This window comes from Acuticoccus kandeliae, assembly GCF_003073115.1.
On sequence record NZ_QBBV01000001.1, the window covers coordinates 163,518 to 180,216 of the forward strand.

Annotated in this window: 16 protein-coding genes and 1 pseudogene; 4 read left to right on the plus strand and 13 right to left on the minus strand. The window is 68.9% G+C overall.

Going from position 1 to position 16,699, the window contains the following annotated elements:
• Positions 1 to 53 precede the first annotated feature (53 nt).
• Positions 54 to 761, plus strand: coding sequence for a RibD family protein (locus DBV35_RS00730; RefSeq protein WP_205648401.1), 708 nt, complete (start codon positions 54 to 56; stop codon positions 759 to 761).
• Here DBV35_RS00730 and DBV35_RS00735 read toward each other — a convergent pair.
• The 4 genes from DBV35_RS00735 to DBV35_RS00750 are packed head-to-tail and all read right to left on the minus strand — an operon-like array spanning position 752 to position 3,950.
• A complete protein-coding gene (locus DBV35_RS00735) occupies positions 752 to 1,567 on the minus strand; it encodes a class I SAM-dependent methyltransferase (protein ID WP_157961520.1) in 816 nt (271 codons plus the stop codon). The two genes, DBV35_RS00730 and DBV35_RS00735, sit on opposite strands and share 10 nt — an antisense overlap.
• On the minus strand, positions 1,564 to 2,613 hold the full coding sequence (locus DBV35_RS00740) for a glycosyltransferase family 4 protein (protein ID WP_170134855.1): 1,050 nt from the start codon (positions 2,611 to 2,613) through the stop codon (positions 1,564 to 1,566). Before DBV35_RS00740 ends, DBV35_RS00735 begins: the two co-directional genes overlap by 4 nt.
• 1 nt (position 2,614) lies before the next feature.
• Positions 2,615 to 3,013 (minus strand): 6-pyruvoyl trahydropterin synthase family protein, encoded by a 399-nt coding sequence (locus DBV35_RS00745; protein WP_108658354.1) that lies wholly within the window; start codon positions 3,011 to 3,013, stop codon positions 2,615 to 2,617.
• Between the two features lie 10 nt (positions 3,014 to 3,023).
• A complete protein-coding gene (locus tag DBV35_RS00750) occupies positions 3,024 to 3,950 on the minus strand; it encodes a zinc-dependent alcohol dehydrogenase (RefSeq protein ID WP_108658355.1) in 927 nt (308 codons plus the stop codon).
• 174 nt (positions 3,951 to 4,124) lie between these two features.
• Here DBV35_RS00750 and mdoH point away from each other — a divergent pair, with 174 nt between their 5' ends.
• Entirely contained in the window at positions 4,125 to 5,921 is a 1,797-nt protein-coding gene (mdoH, locus tag DBV35_RS00755; protein ID WP_108658356.1) for a glucans biosynthesis glucosyltransferase MdoH, read from the plus strand.
• A gap of 47 nt (positions 5,922 to 5,968) precedes the next feature.
• Here the strand turns inward: mdoH and DBV35_RS00760 are convergent, their stop codons facing one another.
• The 5 genes from DBV35_RS00760 to DBV35_RS00780 form a co-directional block, all read right to left on the minus strand.
• Positions 5,969 to 6,880 (minus strand): hydroxymethylglutaryl-CoA lyase, encoded by a 912-nt coding sequence (locus DBV35_RS00760; protein WP_108658357.1) that lies wholly within the window; start codon positions 6,878 to 6,880, stop codon positions 5,969 to 5,971.
• Positions 6,881 to 7,019: 139 nt separating this feature from the next.
• Positions 7,020 to 7,529 carry a TRAP transporter small permease gene (locus tag DBV35_RS00765; RefSeq protein ID WP_108658358.1) on the minus strand — a complete coding sequence of 170 codons (510 nt, stop codon included), beginning with the start codon at positions 7,527 to 7,529 and terminating at the stop codon, positions 7,020 to 7,022.
• Between the two features lie 15 nt (positions 7,530 to 7,544).
• A complete protein-coding gene (locus tag DBV35_RS00770; protein WP_108658359.1) occupies positions 7,545 to 8,582 on the minus strand; it encodes a TRAP transporter substrate-binding protein in 1,038 nt (345 codons plus the stop codon).
• Between the two features lie 19 nt (positions 8,583 to 8,601).
• A complete protein-coding gene (locus tag DBV35_RS00775; RefSeq protein WP_108658360.1) occupies positions 8,602 to 9,900 on the minus strand; it encodes a TRAP transporter large permease in 1,299 nt (432 codons plus the stop codon).
• Positions 9,901 to 10,057: 157 nt separating this feature from the next.
• Entirely contained in the window at positions 10,058 to 11,251 is a 1,194-nt protein-coding gene (locus DBV35_RS00780; protein WP_108658361.1) for a CaiB/BaiF CoA transferase family protein, read from the minus strand.
• A 195-nt stretch (positions 11,252 to 11,446) separates the two neighbouring features.
• Between DBV35_RS00780 and DBV35_RS30935 the strand changes: the two are divergent.
• Both DBV35_RS30935 and DBV35_RS00785 read left to right on the plus strand, forming a co-directional pair.
• Positions 11,447 to 11,665 (plus strand): annotated as a pseudogene (locus DBV35_RS30935) (GntR family transcriptional regulator); the annotation flags it as partial.
• Positions 11,666 to 11,671: 6 nt separating this feature from the next.
• A complete protein-coding gene (locus DBV35_RS00785; RefSeq protein WP_245943910.1) occupies positions 11,672 to 12,118 on the plus strand; it encodes a GntR family transcriptional regulator in 447 nt (148 codons plus the stop codon).
• On the opposite strand, the gene DBV35_RS00790 is transcribed toward DBV35_RS00785, so the two are convergent.
• Genes DBV35_RS00790 through dctP form a run of 4 tightly spaced genes read right to left on the minus strand, consistent with a single transcriptional unit; the run spans position 12,119 to position 16,601 of the window.
• Positions 12,119 to 13,654, minus strand: a complete 1,536-nt coding sequence (locus DBV35_RS00790) for a malonate--CoA ligase (protein ID WP_108658363.1) — start codon at positions 13,652 to 13,654, stop codon at positions 12,119 to 12,121.
• 29 nt (positions 13,655 to 13,683) lie between these two features.
• Complete coding sequence (locus DBV35_RS00795; RefSeq protein ID WP_108658364.1) at positions 13,684 to 15,003, minus strand: TRAP transporter large permease; 1,320 nt, start codon at positions 15,001 to 15,003, stop codon at positions 13,684 to 13,686.
• Positions 15,003 to 15,557, minus strand: coding sequence for a TRAP transporter small permease (locus DBV35_RS00800; protein ID WP_108658365.1), 555 nt, complete (start codon positions 15,555 to 15,557; stop codon positions 15,003 to 15,005). Before DBV35_RS00800 ends, DBV35_RS00795 begins: the two co-directional genes overlap by 1 nt.
• A 54-nt stretch (positions 15,558 to 15,611) precedes the next feature.
• Complete coding sequence (dctP, locus tag DBV35_RS00805; protein WP_108658366.1) at positions 15,612 to 16,601, minus strand: TRAP transporter substrate-binding protein DctP; 990 nt, start codon at positions 16,599 to 16,601, stop codon at positions 15,612 to 15,614.
• Between the last annotated feature and the right edge of the window lie 98 nt (positions 16,602 to 16,699).

Below are 16,699 nucleotides of genomic sequence, written 5' to 3' on the forward strand. Positions count from 1 at the left end.
CGCATTCGTGCGACACGGGGGTGAGACGAAAGCAATCAATGAGGGTCGGCGCGTTGGAAGAAAGCGGTGTTGCCCCTGTCGTCACCGACCCGCTGCCGTCCGTGCGCGCGCTGCGCGCGGCGAAGGCGGCGGACGCACCGCTCGTCATCGCCCAGCTCGGCCAGTCGCTCGACGGGCGCATCGCGACTCCCTCCGGCCATTCCCACTACATCAACGGACCCGACGCGATCCGTGTCCTCCACGAATTGCGCGCCGCGTGCGACGCGGTGGTCGTCGGCGCGGGCACGGCGCTCGCGGATGATCCGCAGCTCACCGTGCGCCGGTGTCCGGGCGACAATCCGGCCCGCGTGCTGATCGACCGCCGCCGCCGGTGCGGGCCGGGCCTCAGGATGTTCGCCGACGACGGCGTGCGCCGCATCGTCTTCGGCGCGCCGCTCGCCGACGATCGCGACGGGGTGGAGGTGGTGGATGTCGCCTGCGACGGCGCGCCTCTGCCGCCGGACGAGATCGTCGGTGCCCTCGCCGCGCGCGGGATGCGGCGCATCCTCGTCGAAGGGGGCGCGGCGACGGTGAGCGCCTTTCTCGCCGCCGGCGCGCTCGACCGGCTGTGCATCCTCGTCGGCCCGATGATCCTCGGATCGGGGCCGGTGGGGCTGAACCTTCCCGAGATCGCGACGCTCGACGGGGCGCGGCGGCCGCTGGTCGACGTCGTCGCGCTACCGGGCGGCGACGTCGTGTTCGACTGCGACCTTCACCCCTGAGGCGGCAGCGCGACGATGTCGCGATGGCCGACCACGAGGCGCTCCAGCGTCCCCGTCCGCGCCGCCAGCCATGCCGCGATCTCCGCGGCCCGGTCGGGCAATATCTCGCGCGCCGCGTCGGCCCAGCCGGCGAGGGTGGCGTCGATCAGCGGCCCGTCGCCCGCCCGCTCGAGCCGCCAGGGCGTCTCGCGCGCGATCACCTCGAAGCCGGCCCGCGCCAGCGCCGCTTCCAGCACGTCCGCACCGTCCGGCCCGGCCGCACGGCCAAAACTCTTCTCGCCGCGCTGGTGGGCGTTGAACGCGTCGATCATCGCCCCGTCGAGCGGGTGGGCGGGAGAGAGCGCGAGGTGGCCGTCATAGGTCAGCATCGCGAGGAGGGCGATCCGATCGGCCGCGAGGCGCGCGACCATCGCCTCGATGAACGCCGCCGACGTGATGTCGAAGAGGGCCGAGGCGGTGACGAGATCGGGTGGGCTCTCCCACGGCGCGGGATCCTGCGTGAGGTCCTCGCACCGCGTCTCGACCGTCAGCGCGGCCGCCGGGGGCGAGGCATCCGTCAGCCGCTCCGCCTCCGCGAGGAGGGCGGGGTCGGCGTCGACGAGGGTCCAGCTCTGCGCCGTGCCGACGCGTGGGGCGATGGTGCGCAGCGTCGCCCCCGTCCCGGCTCCGAGATCGAGGATCTCGACCGGGCGGCCGGCGGCTTGGGATCGCGCATGGTCGATCGCGAGGCCGATGAGGTCGTCGGCCCGCGCGCGGGCGTCGGCGTCGGCGCGCAGCGCGAGCCAGTCGGCAGAAAATCCGCTCACAGCGCCTCCAGCGCGTCCGAGACGAGCGTGCCGGTGCGCGGCCAGCCCTGGAAAGAGCGCCCCATCTCGGCCGCGCCCTCGGAGAGGCGGGTGGCGAGGGCGGGGTCGGTGAGGATCGCCCGCAGCGCGGCGGCGAACGCGCCGGCATCGTCGACGTCGACGAGGCGGCCCGCGGCCGGGGGCACGACATCGGGGATCGCCCCGCCGCGCGTCGCGACGATCGGCAGCCCCGACGCCATCGCCTCGGCGAAGACCATGCCGAAGCCCTCATAGCGGGAGGCGAGGGCGAAGACGGACGCCTCGCGGTAGAGCGCGCGGATCGCGTCCTCCTCCGCCTCGCCATGGAGGCGGATGCGGTCCTGCAGCCCGGCCGCCTCGATCTGCGCCTTCAGCGCGGCAACCGTCTCGGGCGCACGTTCGGTGCTGCCGACGAAATCGGCCTGCCAGTCGAGGTCGGCGATCGCGGCGAGCGCCGCGGTCAGCGTGTCGAAGCCCTTGCGCGGCAGGATGCTCGCGACCGAGACGATGCGCGGCGGGTGCACGGGCCGGCGCATCGTCGCCTGCCGCCAGCCGGGATCGAGGCCGGGGATCGCGACGGTGATCGCGCCCTGCGGCACGCCATAGTCGGCGACCAGCGTGTCGCGCGTGTGCGGGCTCGTGACGACGACGTGCGCGGCCTTGGTGAGGGCGGCCCGCTCGGTCGCCGCGACGGTGTCGGCCCGCGCGGGGTCGAGCCCCGTCTCCAGCGCCAGCGGGTGGTGGACGAGGGCGACGATCGGGGCCGCCAGCCCCGCGAGCGCCGCGGCCGGGAGCGTCCCGAAGGCGAGCCCGTCGACGATGATCGCGTGGTCCGGCGCGATGGCGGAGAGGCGCGCGAGCGCCGCCTCGATGTCGGCCGGGCCGGGGTCCGGGAAGGCGCCGTCGAGGGAGACGAGATTCACCTCGTGGCCGCGCGCGCTGAGTTCCGCGACGAGGCGCCGGTCGTATCCGTAGCCGCCCGTGCGCGCCTCGATGTCGCCCGGATAGACGAATGCGACCGGGCGCATGTCAGATCGCCGCCTCGTACCAGGCGCGGGCGACGTGCGACTCGTTGAGGAGGACGCGGATCTTGCTGACCGCACGCGCATCCTCGCCGAGCCGGCCGGAGGCGATCTCCTCGGCGAGCTTGTCGAAGATGTACTTGCAGAGCACCTCGGTGGTCGAGCGCTGGGTCTTGAAGGCCGCGAGCCCGTCGAGATTCTGATAATTCAGTTCGGCGAGGATGCGCTTCAGCCCGTCCATGGCGAGGCCGATATCGAGCACGATGTCATTGGGGCCGAGCGTCTCGGCATAGAAGGCCGCGTCGACGACGAAGGTCGCGCCGTGCATCTTCTGGGCCGGGCCGAACGCCTCGCCGGGGAGGCTGTGGGCGATCATGATGTGATCGCGAACTTCGAGAGCGTACACGCGGTCTCCTTCAGGACTCGTAGTGGATGAGGACCGCGATCGCGCCGGGGTCCGTCTTGATGAGGGGCGGCAGGCGCTCCGGCGCCTCGCCGAGTTCGATCTCGTGCGTGATGAGGTGGTCGAGCGCGTCGTCCTCGAGGAGGCGCATCACGCGCTCCATGCGCCGCGCGTGCGTCCATCTTGGCGCGCGCTCCGGGGGAATGCGGCCGACCTGGGAGGAGACGATCCGCAGGCGCTTGACGTGGAAGTCCGCGCCGAGCGGCAGGCGGGCCTCGTTCGCCCCATGCCAGCTCGCCTCCACCACCCGCGCCTCCAGCCCCGCCGCCGACAGGGCGAGGCGCAGCCCCGCATCGTTGCCGCTCGTGTTGATCGCGATGTCGACCTCCCCGGGTGCGGCGTCCGGGTGGGCAAATAGCGCGCCCATGCGCCCGACCACCCCCTCGCGGGCCGGATTCGTGTCGGCGACCGTCACCTCGGTGCCGGGGATCCGGGCGAGGAGCCGCGCGACGAGGAGCCCGACGAGGCCCGCCCCGACGACGAGGATCCTGTCCCCAGGCGCCGCCCCGCTGTCCCACACGATGTTGAGCGCGGTCTCGGTGTTCGCCGCGAGCGTCGCGCGCCGCGCGGGCACGGTGTCCGGCACGAGGGTGACCATCGCGGCGTCGACCACCGCGCGGTCCTGGTGGGGGTGGAGGACGAAGGCGTTGCGGCCGATCCACGCGGCGGGCCCCGCCTCGACGCGGCCGACGAGGGCGTAGCCGTACTTCACCGGGAAGGCGAAGGAGCCGGCCTGGTGCGGGCAGCGCATGCGCTCCCATTCGCTCGGCGGAACGCGCCCTTCGAGGACGAGACGCTCCGTCCCGCGGCTCACCGCCGAGTAGAGGGCGCGCAGGCGAACCGTCCCGTCCCCGTCCGCGCGCAATATTTCATTGATCAACGCAAACGTGTCTTGGCTGTGACACCACAGCGCGGTAGCGCGATGGCCGTCATCCAGTTCGGATCGGGGCTCGTACATTGGCACTCCCGGTCGGTCGGAGCCGACACAAGCGGACGGTGCCGGGACCGGTAGCGGGTCCGGCCGACCGGCACAATGATAGGCTGAAGGGGCGCTATGCTTCAGGTTCAAATCACGCAATCGGGTGCCATTGCCGTTGACGCGCCGCCGCGGATCGGCGGCCTGCGCCGCGCGAGCCGCGTGCTCATGCGCCGCCGCATCGCCGTCGCCATCCTGAACGGGGCGACGATCGCGACGCTCGCCGCGATGATGGCGGTCGCGCTGTTCTCGGGCGGGGTGTCTCTCATCAAGGTGGGCATGTGGCTCGCCTTCCTGGTCACGCTGCCGTGGCTGTCGATCGGGTTCTGGAACGCCATCATCGGCACCGCACTTACGTTGCGGGGGCCGGTCCCGGATGATCCGCTGGCGCTCGATTTCAATCCCAATGCCGTGATCACCACGCGCACGGCCGTCGTCATGGCGGTGCGCAACGAGGAGCCGGCGCGCGCGCTCGACCGTCTCGCGACGCTCTTCGACGATCTCGTCGCCGCCGGTCTCGCCCCCCATTTCGACGTCCACGTCCTCAGCGACACCAACGACGCGGCGATCGCGGCGGAGGAGGAGCGGCTCGTCGCGCGCTGGCGCGAGGGGAGCGCCCACCCCGAGCAGATCTTCTACCGCCGCCGCACCGACAACCGGGGCTACAAGGCCGGCAATATCGAGGAGTTCTGCAGCCGCACCGGCGCGACCTACGATTTCTTCCTCCCGCTCGACGCGGACAGCTTCCTCTCGGCTTCGGCCATCGCGCGCCTCGTGCGGATCATGCAGCGCCATCGCCGGATCGGCATCCTGCAGACGCTCGTGGTCGGGGTGCCCTCTCAGTCCTTCTTCACCCGCGTCTTCCAGTTCGGGATGCGCCACGGGATGCGCGCCTACACGGCGGGCTCGGTCTGGTGGACGGGCGATTGCGGCGCCTTCTGGGGCCACAACGCGCTGATCCGCACCCGCGCCTTCCGCGATCATTGCACGCTGCCGGTGCTGCCGGGCGACGGCCCGCTCGGCGGCTATGTGATGAGCCACGACCAGATGGAGGCGGTGCTGATGCGCCGCGCGGGCTACCATTGCCGCGTCATCGCGGAGGAAGGGGAGAGCTGGGAGGAGAACCCGCCCACGCTGCCCGACTTCGTCCGCCGCGAGCTGCGCTGGTGCCAGGGCAACATGCAATATCTGAAGCTCCTCGGCCTGCCGCGCCTCAAGCCGGTGAGCCGGATCCAGCTCGTCCTCGCGATCCTGATGTACGCCGCGCCGTTCGCGTGGATGGCCTTCATTTTTCTCGGCACGGCGAGCCTCTTCTCCGAGGCGGGCAGCTTCTCCGGCCCGATGGCGCTCGGCATCGCCCTCTTCGTGACGATCATGTTCATGACCTTCGCGCCCAAGCTGATGGGGCTCGCCGGGCTCCTGTGGAGCGGAGAGCAGAGTGCGCGCTATGGCGGGCGGGGGATGGTCCTCCTCGGCGGTCTCGTGGAGATCATCGTGTCGATGGTGATCGCGCCGGTCGTCGCCTTCTCCGTCGCCGTCTTCGCCGCGGGCCTCGCCTTCGGCAAGAAGATCGACTGGCGGGCGCAGTCGCGCACGAGTCGCGCCGTCTCGTGGCGCGAGGCGACGATCGACTTCCTGCCGCAGACCTGTCTCGGCCTCGTTCTCTTCGGGGTGTTCGCGCTGTCGGCGCCGCAGGTGCTGCCCTGGGCAGCGCCGGTCATCCTCGGCTTCGTGCTGTCGATCCCGTTCGCCGTGGCGAGCGCGTCGCCGGCGCTCGGCCGGTGGAGCCGCGCGCGGGGCCTCTGCGCAATTCCCGAGGATCTCGCCCCGCCGGCGCCGCTCGCGACGCTGCAGCGGCGCGTTCCGCCGCTATAGGACGCAGTCCCGCTCCGGCCGCATGGCGGGAGCGGGACGGAACCGATTCAGGCGAAGGCGCGCTTGCGCGGGACGATGCGCAGGTGCCCGCCGGTCTTGCCGCCCGGCAGCGCGGCGATGCGGTCGGCGGCCTGAAGCAGCTTCTCGATGTCGAGCCCGGTCGAGATCCCGCCCTGCTCGAAGGCGAAGAAGAGATCCTCCGTCGCCGTGTTGCCGGTGGCGCCCGGCGCGAACGGGCAGCCGCCGAGCCCGGCCGCCGCTCCCTCGATCACCCGCACCCCCGCCTCGTAGGCGTAGAGCGCGTTGGCGACGCCCATGCCGAACGTGTCGTGGCCGTGGAAGGCGAACGGGGTTCCGGGCGCGTCCTGCATCGCCGTCTCGAAGCGGGACTTCACCGTCAGCGGGTCGGCCCGGCCGGTGGTGTCGCAGAGCGCAATCTCGGCGTCGGGCGCGATGCTCAGCGCCTCGTGGAGGACACGGCGCACGTCGCCCATGGGGACAGTCCCGTCGAGCGGGCAGTCGAAGCTCGTCGCGAGGTCGACGCGCAGCTTGATCGCCTCACCCTGTGCGGCCGAGACGACAGCGCGGAGCTGGTCGAGCGACTGCGCCACCGTCTGGCGCACATTGTTGAGATTGTGCGCCTCCGACACCGAGAGGACGAAGACGAGTTCGGGATAGCCGTGGCGCAGCGCGATCTCCGCCCCGCGCGCGTTCGGCACGAGCACGGAGAGGCGCACGCCCGGCCGGCCGCGGAAGTGGGCGGCGATGTCGGCCATATCGCCCATCTGCGGGATCGCCTTGGGGCTGACGAAGGAGCCGAGCTCCATCCGTTTCACCCCGGCACCGAGGAGATCCTCGATGATGGCGATCTTCTCCCCGGTGGGGAGCGGCTCGTTGATCGATTGAAATCCGTCGCGCGGGGCGACCTCGACGATGTCCACGGAACGAGCTGTGGTCATGCGACGCTCCTGTTGCCGTTCGCCAGCGGGCGAACCTTGTCGGCGGCGCCGTCGGCCGGCACCGTCATGGAGGAAGGAAGGCCGGGCGCCGGAGCGCCGCGTGCCCTGGAGTTGCGAGACGTCCGCAGCGCCGTGCGCGTTAGAGCTGCGAGACTTCCGAGGCGGCGCGGGCGCGACCGCGGAAGATGCCGACGAAGAATTGGAGGCCGAGCGCGCCGAACCCGATGGGGATCATCGAATAGGGGATCCACATCGGCGTGCCGAACGCGCTCGACACGCGCTCGCCGTAGATGAACGAGTCGTGCGCCATCAGATAGCCGCGCCAGACGAGGATGCCGCAGAACACGGTCCCGACGACGCCGACGATCAGCGAGATGATGCGCCGGCCGAGGGGGCCGGACGCATCGGGCAGGAGGGTGATGCCGATATGTTCGCCGCGCCGCTCCACGTCCGCCGCCGTCATCAGGGCGAGATAGACGACGAGGAACGCGTTGACTTCGAGGCTCCACGAGGTCGGTGCGGCGAAGAAATACCGCATCGTCGCGTCATAGGTGATCGACAGCGCCATGAAGGCGAGGGCGACCTGCCCGACGATCTGAAGCACCCGTGCGAGCTGGTCGATGATGGTGAGCGGCACGGCGAATTGCATCGCTATCCCCTTTGATTAGGCGGATTCGCCCATGGCGAGTGCGATGGCCTTCTTGCCCACCTCGTCGCCCACTTCCGAAATCCACGCATCGCGGACGTTCACGCTGACCTCGGCGAAGCGATCGAGCGTCGCGGCGTCCGGATCGATCACTTCCATGCCGCCTTCCTTGAAGGCCGGCCAGTATTTCGCCTTGAAGTAGTCCTCGTTGGCGACGCGGGCGCTATGCTCGTCGAACCACTCGACGCCTTCCATGAAGACCTTCTTCACGTCCTCGTCGAGCGCGTTCCAGCGGTTCGTCTGCACGAACACGCCGATGGCATAGGCCGTCACCGGGACGAGGAGGGCGGTGCTGATCTGCTCCTGCAGGCTGCGCCCGTTGATCGTCGAGATGTTCGCGACCGCCGCGTCGACCGTGCCGCGCTGGAGGGCGAGATAGAGCTCGGAGGAGGGCACGCGCACCGAGGCGCCGCCGAAGTCTTCGATCGCCTTGGTGGCCTCGAAGGACACGACGCGCACGCGCTTGCCGTTGATGTCGTCGAGCGTGCGGATCGGAGCGGCCTTCGTGCTCCAGATATATTCCGGCTCCATGATGCCGCCGCCGAGGCTGAGGAGGGTGAGGCCGCCCTTCTCGAGCTCGCTCGCGATCAGCTCGAAGAGCGGCGCGCCGCGCTTCAGCCGGTCCGGGTTCTCATAGAGCGGGCCGACGACGCCGGGCAACCCGAGGACGCCGAGCATCGGCACCGAGCGGGTGATGTAGGACGTCGTGTGGAACATGAAGTCGATGTTGCCCGAGCGCAGCGCCGGGAGCTGCTCGTCGGCGGCGAGGAGGCGGCCCGAGTCGTAGAAGTCGAGCTGGACGGTGTCGCCGCCGCGCTCGTTCACGAAGTCGACGAGGCCCTGCGAGCCGTAGGCGAGGTCCGCATAGGACGGCGGCAGGTAGGTGACGCCGGTCAGCACCTTGGCCGCCTGGGCGGACCGGGAGTGAAGGCCAACCGCCGAGCCGAGCGTCAGGGCGCTCGCTGCGGTCATGAAATGGCGACGGTTCATGGACATGTCGTTCCTCCGAGGTCGGTTATTTTACGAGGTTTGGCAGCCAGAGGCTGAGGGGCGGGAACAGAACGAAGATGAGCAGCATCACGAACTGCACCATGACGAACGGCACCACGCAGCGGACGATCTCCTCGATCTTCAGCATCGGCGCCACGGCCTTCAGCGTATAGAGGTTGAGGCCGACCGGCGGCGTGATCACCGCGATCTCGAGGTTCATGACGAGGATGATGCCGAACCAGAGCGGGTCGTAGCCGAGCGTGGTGATCAGCGGCAGAAGGATCGGCGTCGTCACCACGATGAGGGAGACGGCGTCGACCAGCATGCCGAGCCCGACGAGGGCCAGCATGATGAGGATGAGGATCACTTCGGGCGGCAGGTCGGTGCCGACGAGAAGGGCGGTGATCGTGTCCGGCACGCGCACGAGGTTCAGATAGTCGCCGAACACGCGGGCGCAGCCCATGATGAGCAGGATCGCGCCCGAGATGCGCACGCTCGACCCGAGCACGCCGGCGATGCCCTTGAGGTCGAGGCAGCGGAAGATGAACACGGCGATGATGAACGCGCCGAGCGCACCGAAGGCGGCCGCCTCGCTGGGCGTCGCGAAGCCGGTATAGATCGTGCCGAGGACGAGGAAGACGAGCAGCATCGAGTGCCAGATGCCGCCGATCGCCTTCAACCGGTCGACCCAGCTATAGTGGACGATCTCCCCCATCGGCGCCTCTTCCGGATAGAGGCGGACGCGGAAATAGAGGTAGATCGAGAGGGCGAGCGCCAGCGCGATGCCGGGCACGATGCCGCCGATGAAGAGGTCGGCGACCGACACGTTGGAGACCGCGCCGTAAATGATGAGCGGCACGCTCGGCGGGATCAGCATGGCGAGCGCGCCGGAGGAGACGACGGCGCCCGCGGCGATCGAGCGGCTGTAGCCGCGCTCCAGCATCTGCGGGACGGCGATGGAGCCGACCGCCGCGACGCCGGCGATGGAGACGCCGCTCACCGCGCCGAAGACGGCGGAGGCGCCGACCGTCGCGATGGCGAGGCCGCCGCGCAGCCATTGCAGCCAGACGACGGCGGCGTGGAAGAGATTCTTGCCGACCGGCGTCGCCGCCAGGAAGTTGCCCATCAGCACGAAGAGGGGCAGGGCGAGCAGCTCGAAGCTGTTCAGCTGGGCGAACAGCGAGGTCGGGCCGAAGAAGAAGGCCATCGAGCCGCGCGCCATGTAAAGCCCGGTGAGGCCGGCCGCGCCGAGGGCGAGAAAGATCGGCGCCCCGATCGCGATCAGCGCGAGCAGGATGGCGACGACGATGATCGGCTCGATCATGTCAGGCGAACTCCACAGATGTCAGCGGCGGTGCGGCGATGGTCTGGCCGACGGGCGGCCGGCCGCTCTGTTCCGTCGTAGTTGAAATCGGAGTTCACTCCGCGCCTCCCTCGCCCCGTTTCTTGCCGGCGGCCGTCCGATACGGCCGCCGATTGGGTCAGATGATGTTGTTCGACCGAAGCTCGCCGATCTTCTCTTGGTCGTATTTCAGCCAGTCGGTCAGGATCTGTTCGGTGTGCTCGCCGAGCTTCGGTCCCGTGTGGCGGATCTCGCCGGGGGTCTCCGACAGGACGGGGAACACGTTCTGCATCGCGAGCGGGCCGATCGCCTCGTCCTCGACGCGGGTGATGGACTGGCGGGCCTGGAAGTGCGGGTCGGCCAGCATCTCGCGCGCGGTGTAGGTGAGGCCGGCCGGCACACCCGCCTCGGCGAGCGCATCCATCAGCCACGCGGCGGGCTTCGTCGCCGACCAGGCGCCGATGATGTCGTCGATGAGGGTCTGGTTCTCGCCGCGCGCGCGGTGGTTCTTGAAGCGCGGGTCGTCGGCGAGCTCGGGCTGGCCCATCAATGCGGTGAGGCGGCGGAAGAGGCTGTCCTGGTTCGCGCCGATGACGATGGTCGTGTTGCCGTCGTTCGTCGGATAGGCGTTCGAGGGGGCGATGCCGGGCAGGATCGAGCCGGACCGCTCGCGGATGTGGCCGCCGCCGTCATACTCGGCGATGACGCCTTCCATGACGGAGAGGACGGATTCGTAGATCGAGGCGTCGACCACCTGGCCCTCGCCCGACTTTTCGCGGTGATGGAGGGCGAGGAGGGCGCCCTGGAAGCCGCTCTGCCCGGCGAGCGTGTCGCCGATGGAGATGCCGATGCGCACCGGCGGGCGGTCGGGATAGCCGCCGATATAGCGCATTCCGCCCATCGCTTCGCACACGGCCGCGAAGCCGGCGCGCTCCTTGTAGGGGCCGCTCTGCCCGAAGCCGGTGACGCGCACCATGATGATGCGCGGGTTGATCGCCTTCAGCGCGTCGTAGCCGAGGCCCCAGGCCTCCATCCGGCCGACGCGGAAATTCTCGACGATGATGTCGCATTCGGCCGCGAGAGCGCGCACGACGTCCTGCGCCTCGGGCTTCCTGAGGTCGAGCGTGAGGGACTTCTTGTTGCGGCCGATCACGGGCCACCAGAGGGGGTGCCCCTTGTCGTCGGTCCGGCCCCACTGGCGCATGGAGTCGCCGACGCCAGGCGGCTCGATCTTGACCACCTCGGCACCGAAATCGGCCAACAGCTGGCCGCAGAACGGCCCCGCGATCAGCTGACCCATTTCAAGGACACGAATGCCTTCGAGCGGCCTCATGACGCCACACCCCTCCCGTTGCGTCCGTCTCTTGTTGTCGTCCCCGGACGCGCCATGACGGCTTGGCGCGCCCGCCGGCCCTGAGCCGGTCTAATGTGGACTATCGCTGTTGTATCCAATTCGTCAATAGAGGATGGCTTTGCAGATATCCATATGCCAATTTGGATCCAATAAAGAAGATAAGGAGGATCCGCCATGGCCCTTGCAGTACGTGAACGCCGCACTGCAAAAGAAAGGACGGTCGACCGCGTGTACGCGGACGTGCGGGAAGCAATTTTGGGTGGAACCTGGGGCCCGGAAAGCAGGCTAACCGAGGAAATGCTTGCCGAGCGTTACCACGTTAGCCGGACGCCGGTGCGTGCTGCGCTGCACAAGTTGGCCAATGACGGGTTCATCGAATTGATCCCGCGCGCGGGCGCCGTGGTCAAAGCGCGCACCCTCGACGAGGTGATCGAGATCTACGACGTCCGCTCGCTCCTGGAGAGCGAGGCGGCGGGCCTTGCCGCCCAGCGCCGCACCGACGAGGAGGTCGCGACGCTCTACACCATCGCCGATGCGATGGAGGCGATCGCCGCGAAGGACGGGGACGTGCCGGCCCTGTCGCAGCTGAACCAGGAGCTCCACCACCTCATCCTGCGCGCGAGCCGGAACCACACGCTGGAGGAATCGGCGATCCGGCTGATGGACATCGGCTTCGTGATCAACACCTACACGAAGTTCCGCCGGACCGACATGAACCGCACCCTCGCGGACCATCGCGCCTTGATCGAGGCGATCGAGGCGAAGGATTCGATCTGGGCCTCCAGCGTGATGCGCGCCCACATCGCGACGACGCGCAACGCGCTGAAGACCAAACTGCGCCAGTGATCAGGCGCCGGCGGCGGCGAAGGTGTCCTTGAACGTCTCGCGCAGCGCCGCCTTCTGGACCTTGCCCATCGTGTTGCGGGGCAGTTCGTCCAGGAAGAAGACGTGCTTCGGCTGCTTGAAGCGCGCGAGCGCCTCCTTCAGCGCGGCGAGGATGGCGGCCTCGGCGATGTCGGAGCCCTTCTCGCGCACCACCACCGCGACGACGCCCTCGCCGAAATCGGGATGCGGCAGGCCGACGACGGCGCTCTCGAGGACGCCGTCCATGTCGTCGATCAGCCCCTCGATCTCCTTCGGATAGACGTTGAAGCCACCGGTGATGATGAGGTCCTTCGAGCGGCCGACAATCGTGAGATAGCCGCGCTCGTCATAGACGCCGAGGTCGCCGGTGATGAAGAAGCCGTTCGCCCGCTTCTCCTCCGCCGTCTTCTCCGGCATCCGCCAGTAGCCGTCGAACACGTTCGGGCCGCGCACCTCGATCGAGCCGATCTCGCCGGTCGGGACTTCCTTGCCGGTCTCCGGATCGGTCACGATCACCTCGACGCCCGGCAGCGGGAAGCCCACCGTTCCGGCGCGCCGGTCCCCGTCATAGGGGTTCGAGGTGTTCATGTTCGTCTCGGTCATGCCGTAGCGCTCGAGGATCGCGTGGCCGGTGCGCTCGCGCCAGCGGTCGTGCGTCTCGGCAAGGAGCGGCGCCGAGCCCGACACGAAGAGGCGCATGTTGGCCGTGACCTCGCGGTTGAGGCCCGGATGGTCGAGGAGGCGGGTGTAGAAGGTCGGCACGCCCATCATCGACGTCGCGCGCGGCATCGCGGCGAGGATGGTGTCGGGGTCGAATTTCGGCATGAAGATCAGCGAGCCGCCGGCGACCAGCGTCGTGTTCGTCGCGACGAAGAGGCCGTGCGTGTGGAAGATCGGCAGGGCGTGGATCAGCACGTCCTTCTCGGAGAAGCGCCAATAATCCTTCAGCACCTCGGCGTTGGAGGCGAGCGCCTCGTGCGAGAGCATCGCGCCCTTGGAGCGGCCGGTGGTGCCGGAGGTGTAGAGGATACCGGCAAGGTCGGTCGCCTCGCGCGGCACGTCGACGATGTCGGCGGACGCGGCGGCGACGCGGTCGGCCCACGAGCCCTTCCCGTCGGCGCCGAGCGTCGCGAGCACGGGCACCCCGGCGGCCTTCGCGACCGGGGCGAGCGCGGCCTCCGAGGCGGGGTCGCAGATGAAGACGGCCGGCTCGGCGTCACCCAGGAAGTAGGCGATCTCGTGCGGCGTGTAGGCGGTGTTGAGCGGCAGGATCGCGCCGCCGGCCATCACGGCGGCGAGCACGAGGTGCAGCATCTCCAGCGACTTCTGCGCCTGGACGGCGACGCGGTCGCCGGGCTTCACGCCGGCCGCGATGAGGGCAGCGGCGGTCCGGTTCGCGTCGGCCCAGAGCCTCTCATAGGTGACGACCGATCCATCCGGCATGAACGCGAAGGGCGCGTCGCCGCGGCCCTGCGAGCCGACTTGGAGGCGGCGGGTGAGGTTGTTGGAAAGCGTCATGGGAGAGTGCCTTTAGCGCGCGTTGGCCGTCACCGTGCCGGGCCCATGACGGCGTCCGGCAGGCCGGTGGCGAGCCCCGGAAAGATCGACAGGATCACGATCGCGGCAACCATGCACAGCACGAAGGGGGCCGACCCGAGAAGGATCGTCTTCAGCGAGATGTCGGGAGCGATCGAATTGATGACGTAGAGGTTTAGCCCAACCGGCGGCGTGATCAAGCCGATCTCCATGTTGATCGTGAGGATCACGGCGAACCAATAGGGGTCGAAACCGGCCGAGGTGACGATCGGCAGGAGGATCGGCGCGGCCATCAGGATCACCGCCACGGGGGGCAGGAAGAAGCCCGCGACGAGCAGGAAGAGGTTGATCGCCCCCATCAGCACCCAGCGGTTCACGTCGAGCCCCGCGATCCATTCGGCGATCGCCTGGGTGACGAAGAGGTTCGACAGCATGAAGGAGAACACGCCCGCCGCGCCGATGATGAAGAGGATCATCACGCTTTCGCGCGTGGAGTCCCGCAGGACGTCCCACAGCGCCCGGAACGAGTAGAGGCGATAGATGATGACGGCGATGATGATGCACAAAATCGCCCCGACAGCGGCCGTTTCCGAAGGGGTCGCGACGCCGCCATAGAGCGCGTAGAGGACGCCGATGATGATCGCGAGGAAGGGCAGGACGCGCGGCAGGATCTCCACCTTCTCGCGCCAGGTGTAGGTGACGCGCGCGAGCGCGGTCTCCGCCCCGCCCTGTCGCCAGGTGTCGAAGATCGCCCACGCCATGAACAGCGAGACGAGAAGAAGGCCCGGCACGACGCCCGCGAGGAAGAGGCGGCCGATCGATGTCTCGGTCGCGATGCCGTAGACGATCATCGTGACCGAGGGCGGGATGAGGATGCCGAGCGTGCCGCCCGCGGCGATGGATCCGGCGGCCACCGTCTCCGGATAACCGCGTTTGCGCATCTCTGGTATGCCCATTTTGCCAATCGCCGCGCACGTCGCCGGCGAGGAGCCGGACATCGCCGCGAAGAGGGCGCAGGCCCCGAGATTGGACACCACGAGCCCGCCCGGCACGCGCGTCAGCCACCGCTCCAGCGCCTCGTAGAGGTCGGCCCCGGCGCGGGTGGAGGCGATCGCCGCGCCCATGATGATGAACATCGGGATCGAGAGGAGGGCGAAATCGTCGAGATGGCCGAAGAAGATCTCCGGCAAAAGCTCCAGCGCGCCGAACCCGTCGAACACGATGAGGAATCCGGCCGCGACGATGAGAAGGCCGGCCGCGACCGAGACGCCCGAGAAGAGGACGAGGATGGTGGCGACGGCGATGAGGGCGCCGGTTGCGAGAGGGCCCATCAGTCACCGATCGTCAGTTCGTCGGCGTGCGTGTCCGCCGGGGTTTCATTGACGAGGCCAAACGCGTCGGCCGCGAGCTGGACGAGGTAGAGGCCGAACCCGACCGGCAGCGAGAGATAGGGGATCCACAAGGGTGCGCCCCACACCGACTCGGACTTCCAGTTGCGCGTCCAGGCCATGTGGAAGAGGTCGTAGCCATAATAGGCCATGATCGCGACGACGACGGCCGTCGCCGCCAGCGTGATCATCATCAGGACGCGGCGGATGCGGGCCGGCAACAGCATCGGCACGAGGTCGACGTTCACGTGGCCCTTGAGGTGCTGCACGTAGGGCAGGCCCAGCATCGTCGCCCCGATCATCAGATAGGTGACGGCCTCGGTCTGCCAGATCGTCGAATGATTGAGGACGAAGCGGACCCAGATCAGCTCGCAGGTGATGAGGACGGCGGTGAGGATCATCAGCGCGGCGATGATCCCGCACGTGACCGAGACGGTCTCGATCGCTCTGAGGATGAGGCCGCGCCGTGGCGGGCGCGCGGGGGACACTTCGGACATCAACGGCTCCGCTGCGTTGGGCCGCCGGCGATTGTCGGCGGCCCGGGGCGTCGATCACTCGACCGCGAGGGCGGCGTCGAGCAGTTCCTGGCCGTTCGGCGTGTCCTCGACGAACGACTTGTAGGAGGTCTCCTTGGCGATCGCGCGCCAGGCGGCGAAGTCCTCGTCGGTCATGGTGCCGATCTCGACGCCGGCATCCTCGAAGACCTGCGTGGAGTCGGTGTCGGCCTTCTTCGCGCCTTCGAGATAGAAGGCCTCGGCCTTCCCGGCGGCGGCGAGGAGGGCGGTCTTCTGCGCGTCATTGAGGCCGTCGAAGGTCGATTTGTTCATCAGCACCGGCTGGTACATGAACCAGAGCGCCACATCGCCGGCGGGGGTGTAGCAGCCGAGCTGCTCATAGAGGCGGTAGGAGACGAAGCTCGACGAGGAGGTGTTCACCGCGTCGAGGACGCCGGTCTGCATCGCCGAATAGACTTCGGAGGAGGGCATCGAGGCGATCGACGCGCCGGCGCCCGCGAGCATCTGCTCGAACGCCTTGCCGGCCGCGCGCATCTGCATGCCCGACACGTCCTCCGGCTTGGTGATACACTTCTCCTTCGCGCCGAAGCCACCGGCGAGATAGCCGTGGACGAGGACCATCACGTCGTCCTCGGCCATGATCTCGGACAGCTTGTCCATGAAGGGCGAGTGGGAGAGGCGCGCGCCGTGGTCGTGGTTCTTCACGAGGCCCGGCATCAGGGTGAGGTTGTAGGCCGGCTGCTGCCCACCCGCGTAGGAGAGCGGCAGGACCGCCATGTCGAGCCGGCCGCGTGAGAGCGGGTTGTACTGCTCGTCCGCCGCGAAGAGCGAGCCCGAAGGATAGATGCGGATCGTGAGGTCGACATTCGCCGCCTCGAGCTCGTCGGCGACCATCTGCGCCACCTGGTGGCGGATGTCGCTCGTCGACCACTGGTGGCTGAGCTTCAGTTCGGTCGCGCTGGCGCCGCCGATCGCGAGGGCGAAGGCCGAGGACGCAAGAAGGGCGCGAGTCAGAATCGTCTTCATCAAATTCCTCCCATGGGCCGGCTCGTTGACCGGCTATGCCCCGCCGTGGGCGGGTGCTTTTTGTTGTGGGCGTACATTGCGGGCCGGTTTTGCCCTCG